Genomic DNA, 9746 nt, shown 5'->3' with positions numbered 1-9746 from the left:
CCCCACGTCTGCCCGATCACGACCCGAGCAGCCTCACCCTCAGTCACCCGCTGACGACGGACAAACAGTGCGCACCTCTGCAAGATCAGCTGTACCTAGCTCTGCACTCCAGGCCGTACCCCGACAGGAGGTGATGTTCGACCGGATCTGCCGGGAGAACGGCATCACGCACCGGCTTACCAAGCCGCGCTCACCCACCACCACGGGCAAGGTCGAACGGTTCCACCAGACCCTGCAACGCGAACTGCTCGACGACGTCGAGGTCTGGGCTGACCTGGAGGAAGCCCAGGCAGCGATCGATGTTTTCCGCCACGAATACAACTCCGCACGGCCCCACCAGTCCCTCGGGATGGCGTTCCCGGCAGGCCGGTTCGCCGCCCGCCCAACCGAGGCGCTGCCGCTGCGTCTGCCACCCACGCTGACCCCGACCCGAACCGGCCCGGAGGAGCCGCCACCAGTCGCGCTGCCGAAACCGCGCCCGTCCCACGACCAGCAGCCGGACACCACGGCGGCGCCGCTGGTCATGGCGGCCAACGGCGTCGACCCGGTCAACCTCGCCGTCGAGATCACCCGCACCGTTCCCGCCTCCGGCAACCTCGCCGTCTGCGGGCAACAGTTCTGGCTCGGGCCCGCCAGGGCCGGACTCGTTATCGGCCTCTGGGCCGACACCACCGTGGTTCACCTGCTCCTCGACGGTGTCCGGCTCAAGACCGTGCCCTCCCGGCTCACCCCCGCTCACCTGCGTCAGCTCCTCGCCGACGGCGGCCGTCACGCCGGCCCGCCGCCGATCACCGCCGGCCAGCTCAAGCCGGGGGCTCCCGTCGAGGTCGACCGGCTCGTCAACGCCATCGGCCTGGTCAGCCTCGCCGGCCGGCAACACCCCATCGGCTACCACCTCGCCGGCCGACGCGTCACCATCCGCCTCGACCGCGGCCTGCTGCACCTGCTCGACGCCGACCGGACCCTGCTGCGCAGCCTGCCCAACCCGCTCACCCCGGCCGAGCAGGCCCGCACCCGCGACTCCCGCCCCGCCGGACCGCCACCCACCCCGGCACCCGAACCACAACGCGTCGAACGACGCGTCAGCAGCCGCGGCGCCCTCGTCATCGCCGGCCAGAAAATCCACGTCGGCATCCACCAGGCCGGTCGAACCCTCATCGTCGAAGACGCCGACACCACCTTCCGCGTCCACGACGGCGACCAACTCCTCACCGAAGTGCCTCGCACGACCACCAAGCCCATCGCCCGGTTCAAGGTCCGCAAGCCCGAACCTCCCCGACAGCGTCGGATAGCCTGCACCGACCGCGACGACCAGGGAGCCCGACCATGAAGCTGCCGCCCGGAGCCACCGGCTTCAACCCGGGACCCGGCCACCAGGCGGACTTGAGCGCCTTCACCGCCGTCTGTCACCACGCCGCCCGCGCCACCGACGCCACTGTCACCGGCGTCACTCCTGCCGGTGCCACACCGAACTTCCACACCGTCGACATCACCCACGCTCAGCACCACATTGCAGTGCTGCGCCACATCGCACTGCCGCTCATCGCCTTCGCCCGCCCCCGAGTCAGCGGCGACCTCACCCTCACGTTCACCGACCACCGCGACCTCGCCGCCGCCATCACGAACCTCACCGACGCCCAGTTCCTCACCGTCGAGCAGCTACGAGCCCCGCTGGCACAGGTCGACCTGAGCGCTCTCGACCCCCACGAACACGACCAGATCAACTACTGGAAGCCGACCACCGTCGGCGAGCTGCTGTTCAACTTCTGGGACTGACGACCAGTAGCCTGAGACCAGGAAACAACCAAGATCGTCTAGCCGGATGTGTAACGGATCAACTGAGCGCAATCCGTAACGCATCAAGTGGAGCCCGACAATTCTGGTGACAATTCTGGTGACGGTGTCCCCGCCGGCGGGCCTGACCCGACTTTGAACTGGCTCCGTGCCCTGAAGTTGACCCGTCGACCCGGCAGGCGGGGCACCGTTATCGGCGGTGCACAGGCCGGCGTGGTGACCTGATTAGGAGCTCGGGTTCGTCCCTCATCCCCGTTTTGTCCAGCGTTCTCCTCGTGCTCCGCAGCCGAGCGATGCCCTTCACGCACCACACAGGAGGCAGAGTGAACGAGGACCAGGACGTGACTGTGGGAATCGACACCCACAAAGACGTGCACGTCGCGGCGGTGCTGGATCACGCTGGCAGGCTGTTAGGCAGCAGGAGCTTTTCGACGACGCTGCGCGGCTACGCACAGCTGGCGACCTGGGCGGAGTCCTTTGGGACGGTCGTCGCGGTCGGTATGGAAGGCACCGGCAGCCATGGCGCCGGGTTGCTGCGGTTCCTGACCGAGTACGGACTACCCGTTGTCGAGGTCGACCGCCCGGACCGCTCCACCCGCCGTCGCATCGGCAAGAACGACACCATCGACGCCGAGTCAGCCGCCCGAGCTGTGCTGTCCGGCCGCGCCAGCGGCACCCCGAAGAGTCGCAACGCCCAAGTCGAGATGATCCGGGCCCTACGAGTCGCCCGACGCGGAGCGATGAAGGCCCGCATTCAAGCCGGCGGCCAGCTCGAAGCACTCATCATCTCGGCACCTGACTCCGTCCGGCAGCTCCTGCGCGGCCTGTCCGGCAAGCGCCGTGTCCGCGCCTGCGCGGCCCTGCGGCCCGGCCTGGTGACCGAACCGGCCACCGCCACCAAAGCCGCCCTGCGCAGCCTCGCCCGCCGCTGGCTCGCACTCCAGGCTGAGATCGACGACCTCGACAGCCACCTGACCGCCCTCGTCACCGCCGTAGCCCCCGACCTGGTCGCCCTGCCTGGCGTCGGGGTCGACACCGCTGGACAGCTCCTCGTCACCGCCGGCGACAACCCCCACCGGCTGCGATCCGAAGCTGCCTTCGCCCGGCTCTGCGGTGTGGCCCCCATCCCCGCCAGCTCCGGCCGCACCGACCGTCACCGCCTGCACCGCGGCGGCGACCGTAACGCCAACAGCGCCCTCTGGCGCATCACCCTGTCCGCATGCGCTGCCACCAACCCACCAGGGACTACGTCACCCGCCGAACCGCAGAGGGCAAGACCAAGACCGAGATCATGCGATGCCTCAAGCGCTACATCGCTCGCGAAACCTTCCACCTGCTCGCTTCGCCACCCCTGGACCAGGCATCCTTGCCTGGTGCCACCGCTACTGAGTGAGGACGAGTACAAGGCAACGATGGGACCCCACCCCACAAGAGTGGACCCAGACCAGCAACCCCCGTTCGACTTCTGGCCCTACTTCGACTCCATCCCCCAAGACGACTTCAACGGGCACGACTTCTCCGAAGGCCGCGTCACCTACGCCTGGCAGATGCCAAACGGGACGCACCAACACGTCCTGGTCGACTGCGAGACACCCAACGTGTTCCTGGTCCTCGTGCTCGACCTACATGCCTCCTCGGTCCTCGGTCACCACCTACTCGACCTCAACCGGCTCTACGGACTCGCCTGAGCCGGGCAACCCCCCACTTGACGAAAATAGGAGCGTCGGGGTTCTGAGGGCGTTCTTGTCCGGTCTCGGGACCTGCGTGACAGATCGGTATCAGGACCTGCGTGACACTCCGCCGAGTGTTGGTGAGCTGGGATGCCTGATCGTCACCGAGCGGTGAACCCTGCGTCATCCGACGGACCCACACGGGAGAGAGAAGGACGGCATAACAGCGGTATCGGGGCAGCGGCCGACTACGGTGAGGCCATCGGTCGCCGGGCACGCTGTTCAGGTGCCGAGGCCTGCGAGGTTGAGGCGTTCGAGCAAGCTGGGCTTGCGGGCGTGCACCGCTCGTAGCTCGGCCAGCCGGCCTCGGAACGATGCGGTGTCCCCGTCGCGTTCGCCGAGGTCGCGCAGGTCGACGAGGAGTTGTACGGCGATCTCGTACTCGCGGGGTTTCTTCCTAGCGATGAGTTCGTCGACCCGCCGCCAGGCGGCGGGTTGGTCGACCGCGAGGGTGTCGAGGAGCCGTTGCCGGGCGGCTGCGGCGGACCGTTCCCGGCGGACCCGGTCGCGTTCGCGCTGCTCGGCGTCCCGTCGTTGCCGTTCGGCGCGCAGGCCGGCGGCGATGGCGAGCAGTTGCCCGCTGGTGCGGGTGGATGTCGGGGTGGACGCGTCGGCGGGATGCTCGTCGCGGTAGCGGCGCAGCAGTCGGCTGCGTAGGTGGCTGTCGCCTCCGGTGATCAGGTCGGTCAGGATGGTGTCCTTGTCCTGGGCGGGCAGCCCGACGACCCACGTGCGTAGTTGCGCGGCGGTCGGTTCACCGGAGGCGGCCGGCGGCGACCCGGCCGCTGCGGCCGCGATCAGGTCGGGGTCGATGCGCAGGAACTCGGCGACGGCGGTGAGGGCCGCGTCGAGGGTGCCCAGTCCGGCGGGAACGGGCGGTTCGGGCCCGTCGTCGGCGGTCTCCTCGGACTGTACGCAGCGCAGCCAGGCCAGATATAGCAGGCGCAGGTCGCCGGCGGCGAGGCCGGCCCGGACCGGGATGATCGAGGCGAGCAGACCGTGGCCGTCGAGGTCCCACTCGTCGGTGCCGTCCTCGTCCTCGTCGTGGAGGTCGATGATGACGTGCGTGCCGGCGGTCCACGCGGATGCGCTGTCACCGTGGCAGTACTGGGCGACGGTTGCGGGGTCGAGCACGTGTTTCGGTAGCCGCAGCATGAGCTGGCGGGTGCCCCAGTTCGCCAGGTACAGGTGCGCGTCGAAGTGTCGTTCCATCAGCGTGCGCGGGTCACCCTTGAAGTTGCCCCACTCGTAGGTGTTGACGAAGCTGGTGGCGGTGATGTCGGCCCGGGTCGACAGCGACCGCAGCTCGGCCCGCTCCCGGCCGGTGAGGGGTCGGTCGACGGCGGTGAACTCGTAGTACTGGTATTCGCTCACCGTGGCCTACCTCCCGGCCCAGTGCCGGTAGGCGTCGATCCACGCGGCGCCGTCCGGCGTAGGGGTGGGTAGCGGCAGGTCGAGGAGGTCGATCCTCTGCCGGTGGCGGCCTCGGGCGCAGACCGCGACGATGCTGTCCGCGGTCAGGTCGACCTTCCGCACGGTGACCTCGACGCCGAGGACGGTGGTGGTGAACGGCAACGCCAAGTGCTCCTCGAGCATGGTGAACAGGTCGGTGAGCTGTTCGTCGTCGCCGTACGCGTCGACCGTGGCTTCCGCGATCAATGCCTCCAGCGCGGCATTGCCCTTCGATGCCATCGGCGGAGAATAGCGGACCGGTTCCGAGGTGTGCGGAGCCCGTTGCGCGAGGATGGTCGGCATGGGTTCGGTAGCCGAGTTCGTCGATCTTCGGCGGGAGGTGGAGCGGTTACGGGCGGAGAATGCCCGGCTGGCGCGCCTGCTGGAGCTGCGCGGCCAGGACACGTCTGCGGCGCCGGAGCAGTTGTCCGCGCCGGTTGCGCCGCCAGGGCTGGTCACCATGGCTTCGCCGACTCGGGACAAGCTGGCGTTGTTCGCCGACCGGTTCCGGGCTCGGGCCGACGTGTACGCCGTGCGGTGGGAGAATGCCCGTACCGGCGCTGCAGGGTGGATGCCCGCGGTCGCCGGAGGCTGGCGTAAGGGTATGGACCGGCGGGGTGCCACCTACCTGCCCCGCACGACCGAGGTCTTCGCGGCACATCTCATCGGCGACGTGTTCATGGGCCTGTACCCGCTGATGCCCGGCAACACCTGCCACTTCGTCGTGGCCGACTTCGACGGGTCGACGGCGATGCTCGACGCCCTCGCCTACGTGAAGGCGGCACGCGCCAGCGCGGTGCCCGCCGCGTTGGAGATCTCCCAGTCAGGCCGCGGCGCCCACGTGTGGATCTTCTTCACCGGCGCTGTTCCCGCAGCCACCGCGCGGGCCGTCGGCACCGTCCTTCTCCGTGAGGCGATGGTGCTACGCGGATGGATGGATCTGCGGTCCTACGACCGGCTGTTCCCCAACCAGGACGTCCTGCCCGAGGGCGGCTTCGGCAATCTCATCGCCGCACCACTACAGGGCCGCCGCCGCAAGGACGGGCTCACCACCTTCCTCGACCTCGGCACGCTCGAGCCGTACGCCGACCAGTGGGCGTTCCTGTCGGCGCTGGACCGACTCAGCCCTGGCAACGCCGAACGCCTCGCCCAACGGGCCAAGAAGGCCACCACAGGCACCGACATCGCCACGATGAGCCGGTCCGCCGCGACCCAGGTCCACCCTCCGCTACCTCCGGTGGTCCACGCGGAGGCCGGTGCCGGGCTGAGCATTGACGCCGCCCAGCTCACCCCCGCCGCGCTGGCGACGTTCAAGCACGCCGCCGCCATGGCCAACCCGAAGTTCTACGAGCTGCAGCGGCTCCGCAAGTCCACCTGGGACACCCCACGCTTCATCCAGGGCTACGACCTCACCCTCTTTGACCGCCTGGTTCTCCCGCGGGGCCTGCGGCACACCATCGCCGTGAACTCCTGCTGTTCATCCACGAGACCACATTCCAGCCCGGCGACATCGACCTTGACGACGCTCGTGGAAGGGGTCCACCGCTATGCCGCGGAAGTCGTCCAGACCCTGCTCGGCAGCGCCGGCAAACGCCCCGATGGGGTCAGGAAACCGCGGGCCAGCAAATCCTCGAGCCACTCGGCCCCTGGCTCGCCCGAGCCCTCTCCCCCAGCCCTCTCCCCCAGCCGACCCACCGAAATCGTCCAGGCGATGGCGGACACGCAACACGACGACGCCGACCAACAAGCCATCAAATCGGCACGCGACGGCCTCGCCACCTGCGCCATCCGACCTGACCGCTACCGCGCCGCCCTCGACACACGCACCGACGCTGCAATCGTCAGCCGGTGGATCGCCGAGGTGCAAGCCGAGCAGGTCACCGCCTGAGCTACCCTCCGACGCCTCGGCGAACGCCGCCACATGACCATCGACGAGATCCGCCACATCCCCGAAGCCCTGGGAACATCGCGAAGTAGTCCGCGGCGCGGAACCCGCAGACAAGACACTCATCTACCGCGAGTTGGGGCTTAAGCTGATCTACAGGCCAACGACCCGGATCGTGTCCGCTCAGGCAACCCCAAGTGGATCATGTACTAAATTGTGTCCGAGGGGGGATCCGGCCACATGTTCCAAGCACATCCGCCGGGAAGCGGTGTGCATGCGTTGACGGTAGGCCATTGTGGAGCACACCTGCAACACCCCAACAGAGGCATCAGTACGCCCGAGCCCCAGCCTTGACGCGGGCCGCAGGATGGCTTACGCCACGCTCGCTGTTCTCAACGACTCGTCGATGGTCGGGTGCGCCGCGAAGCACCACTCCCCCATGAACGTTGACCCTCGGAGCGTGAGCGCTCCCGTCCAGTGAGCCCGTCGATCCGGGTACGGCCCCGCCGAGAGATCCGGGCCGCCCGCCGACCCCCGCGCCCACCGATACTGGGACCATCTGATCGCCGCCCCGTTGTGGCCGATGCACGGTGCGAATCTCGGCACCCTGCTGCGTACCTGCGACGCCGTCGGGGCATGCCTGGCCGTACCCCGCTTCCGCTGGATCGATGAGGCCGTCGCCCGCGGCAACAGGCTACGCCGGCCCAGCTGCGTACACCGAATCGGCGACCCAACCGGCTGGCTGCGCACCCAGAAGGACAACGATGCGCACACCGTCGGTGTGGAGCTGGCCGACGAAGCGATCCTAGTTCTGCACCACGTCGAGAACCCGGCCTACGCAGGATAAAAGGGATCGTTGTTACACGGACGGGTCCCAGGCGATGAGCTGATCGAAGATGCGACGGTCGCCGTCCAGCTCCAGCTTCAGCTTCAGCTTCAGAGAATCCGGCGGTATGCGGCCGTAAAAGAACAGGACCAGATCACTGGCCGTGCCCCGGGCGGAGGCGTCGGCAGTGTCCGGGTCCGTGTCCTCGCTGTCAGCCGGCGCACTGAGGCGGGCGGCCCATGCGCCGTCGCGGGACAGCCGAAGGCGCCAAGAGCGGCCCTCGGTGGCGTAGCAATCGACGACGGCGGGTTCGTGCGGCCAGGCGACACCCGTCGAGCAGAGGGTGAACTGGCAGTCGTCGAAACCGTCGAGGGCGACCTCGTCCGGCAGCGGCTCCGGGTCCCCCACGGTGAGCTGGACATCGTAGGTGTGCACCGCGATCTCGGGAACCTGGCGCCGAGCCCATGCACCAGAGGTTTGCGGTGACTGCGAGTCACCCCACCACGTCCAACAACCGCGATCCGGGCCGGCCTCACGCAGCGCGCTCGTCAGTCGCTCGACGGACTCGGTCCACCAGGCCAGCAGTGCCTCGCGTTCCCGAGGCGCACCCGTGCCGTCCTCCCAAGCCGACTTCTCCGGGGGAGCGTTTGCAGGCCCTGCGGCGACGATGGCGGCTGCTTTGCGGCGGCCCATGCCCACGTGTTGCACGAGATCGAACAGCGTCCGCTCGGGATGGGTCGGAACCTGCATGTCGAGGCTGGGCGCCGCGGCGACCGCGGCGCGGAAGGCGGTCGACCGTTCGTCAATCAGCCGCAGGTGATCAGAGAACGTGAGAATCTTGTGCACCCGGCTTTATATCACTGTGCTCCGACAACCAGACAGCGATTTTCACAGCCGACACGGCGGGCGCCGCTGAGTGCGACTGTGAGCCGAGAGAGCCCGGCCGGGGTTGTGTTCGGCAACGCCGACGTCAAGGACGTGAACGGTCGTGCCTGCAGCGAGGCGGTCGCGGATCCGGGCAGCGATCCGTACGCCGCCGAGGTCAGCGTCGGTGCAGATCAGCGTCGAGGGAGTTTGCGCTGCTGCTTCCGTGATCAGTTTGACGACGGGATCGGGTGGCTGTCCATGGCACCAGATGACCGGCACTACCCTGAACACGACGACGGCCCCCGCGCGCGAACCGGGGCCGTCGTCGTTTCGCCAGGCCATGCCGCCTCAGGGCGCCGCCGCGGCGGTCGCCGGGCTCACGGGTGGAGCCACCTCCAGACGGCGTGGGGACAGGACCCGGTGGTGAAAATGGCCTCCGCGGGCACGACAGTCTTCTGGTAGCCCTTCCTGTAGCCGCCGTCATCAAGAGGGCCGAACTTGGGCGGCTTGGACAACGACCAAATGCGGCCGTCTGAACCCAGGTCAGTCGCCCACGTTCCCGGCTCGACGAGGGCCTGCTCGTTGCACCACTCGGCACGCCCGCAGCTGGACCCGGCAACGTACCAGCCGCAACTAACGGGCTTGATGCAGTCGCCTCCCTCGGCGGTCATCTCTGTAGGCAGCTTGGGCGTGTAGGCGGCAGGCGACGCGGTCGCCGTTATGCGACCCAGCGCTTCAGGCTGATCAGCACCACGTCCGACCACGAAACCAACGGCGATGGCGAGGACGACAAATGCTGCGGCTGCGGCTGCGGCTGCGGCTGCGAGGACAAGGATCCGGCGTTTGCCGGTTTTCGCGGCCGCGGAGGATTCGTTCAAGCGCCGGAATCTAATGCTTTACCAGCCGCAACATGCGTCATTCGGGCGACAAGGAATACATGGTCAAAAACACGACAACGACTTCTGTGCGTCCGGCTGCTACCCGCTATCGGAGGCGACCGGCACACTCAGGTAGTGACCAACCGCCCACCCAAAATCAGATACCCGGGACCGGGCCGCCACCTAAAGCCCAACGCCGTGAAGTTAGGCGTGTGGGCTGGTAGGCAAGTGCCTCGATACGGCCCCTGACATGCAGGAAGCGGAGCTCCGGTAGAAACGGCTTGTCCGCCAAGACAACCGCTGCTGTGGGAGCT

The 9746-nt window shown here is 68.2% G+C and carries 9 protein-coding genes and 1 pseudogene; 6 read left to right on the top strand and 4 right to left on the bottom strand.

Annotated features, from left to right (window positions below; translation table 11 throughout):
• Positions 1–133: 133 nt before the first annotated feature.
• From DLJ47_RS21020 to DLJ47_RS21005, 4 genes and pseudogenes are all read left to right on the top strand, one after another.
• Positions 134–1330 carry an integrase core domain-containing protein gene (locus tag DLJ47_RS21020; RefSeq protein WP_446723588.1) on the top strand — a complete coding sequence of 399 codons (1197 nt, stop codon included), beginning with the start codon at positions 134–136 and terminating at the stop codon, positions 1328–1330.
• Positions 1327–1776 carry a hypothetical protein gene (locus DLJ47_RS21015; RefSeq protein WP_109901937.1) on the top strand — a complete coding sequence of 150 codons (450 nt, stop codon included), beginning with the start codon at positions 1327–1329 and terminating at the stop codon, positions 1774–1776. Before DLJ47_RS21020 ends, DLJ47_RS21015 begins: the two co-directional genes overlap by 4 nt.
• A 311-nt stretch (positions 1777–2087) precedes the next feature.
• Positions 2088–3187 (top strand): annotated as a pseudogene (locus tag DLJ47_RS21010) (IS110 family transposase).
• A gap of 40 nt (positions 3188–3227) precedes the next feature.
• The gene (locus DLJ47_RS21005) at positions 3228–3482 is read left to right on the top strand and encodes a hypothetical protein (RefSeq protein WP_109901935.1); all 255 of its coding nucleotides are present in this window, start codon (positions 3228–3230) and stop codon (positions 3480–3482) included.
• Between the two features lie 264 nt (positions 3483–3746).
• On the opposite strand, the gene DLJ47_RS21000 is transcribed toward DLJ47_RS21005, so the two are convergent.
• On the bottom strand, positions 3747–4898 hold the full coding sequence (locus DLJ47_RS21000; RefSeq protein ID WP_109901933.1) for a hypothetical protein: 1152 nt from the start codon (positions 4896–4898) through the stop codon (positions 3747–3749).
• A gap of 6 nt (positions 4899–4904) precedes the next feature.
• The gene (locus DLJ47_RS20995) at positions 4905–5216 is read right to left on the bottom strand and encodes a hypothetical protein (protein WP_109901939.1); all 312 of its coding nucleotides are present in this window, start codon (positions 5214–5216) and stop codon (positions 4905–4907) included.
• 61 nt (positions 5217–5277) lie between these two features.
• On the opposite strand from DLJ47_RS20995, the gene DLJ47_RS20990 reads away from it, so the two are divergent.
• Both DLJ47_RS20990 and DLJ47_RS20985 read left to right on the top strand, forming a co-directional pair.
• Positions 5278–6864, top strand: coding sequence for a TOTE conflict system archaeo-eukaryotic primase domain-containing protein (locus DLJ47_RS20990; protein WP_233257928.1), 1587 nt, complete (start codon positions 5278–5280; stop codon positions 6862–6864).
• A 580-nt stretch (positions 6865–7444) separates the two neighbouring features.
• Positions 7445–7708 carry a hypothetical protein gene (locus tag DLJ47_RS20985; protein ID WP_199235940.1) on the top strand — a complete coding sequence of 88 codons (264 nt, stop codon included), beginning with the start codon at positions 7445–7447 and terminating at the stop codon, positions 7706–7708.
• Positions 7709–7720: 12 nt separating this feature from the next.
• On the opposite strand, the gene DLJ47_RS20980 is transcribed toward DLJ47_RS20985, so the two are convergent.
• The gene (locus DLJ47_RS20980; RefSeq protein WP_109901931.1) at positions 7721–8533 is read right to left on the bottom strand and encodes a maleylpyruvate isomerase N-terminal domain-containing protein; all 813 of its coding nucleotides are present in this window, start codon (positions 8531–8533) and stop codon (positions 7721–7723) included.
• A gap of 398 nt (positions 8534–8931) precedes the next feature.
• Positions 8932–9432, bottom strand: a complete 501-nt coding sequence (locus DLJ47_RS35435; RefSeq protein ID WP_146228159.1) for a hypothetical protein — start codon at positions 9430–9432, stop codon at positions 8932–8934.
• Positions 9433–9746 lie beyond the last annotated feature (314 nt).

The organism is Micromonospora sp. S4605, from assembly GCF_003176715.1.
Taxonomy (GTDB): domain Bacteria; phylum Actinomycetota; class Actinomycetes; order Mycobacteriales; family Micromonosporaceae; genus Micromonospora; species Micromonospora echinaurantiaca.
The sequence above is the reverse complement of the archived record's forward strand: the minus strand, read 5'-3'. Positions and strand labels throughout refer to the sequence as shown.

Coding starts and splice junctions, on each gene's coding strand:
- DLJ47_RS20990 (WP_233257928.1), top strand. CDS start 5,278: ATGGGTTCGGTAGCCGAGTTCGTCGATCTTCGGCGGGAGGTGGAGCGG.
- DLJ47_RS21020 (WP_446723588.1), top strand. CDS start 134: ATGTTCGACCGGATCTGCCGGGAGAACGGCATCACGCACCGGCTTACC.
- DLJ47_RS20995 (WP_109901939.1), bottom strand. CDS start 5,216: ATGGCATCGAAGGGCAATGCCGCGCTGGAGGCATTGATCGCGGAAGCC.
- DLJ47_RS20985 (WP_199235940.1), top strand. CDS start 7,445: ATGCACGGTGCGAATCTCGGCACCCTGCTGCGTACCTGCGACGCCGTC.
- DLJ47_RS21015 (WP_109901937.1), top strand. CDS start 1,327: ATGAAGCTGCCGCCCGGAGCCACCGGCTTCAACCCGGGACCCGGCCAC.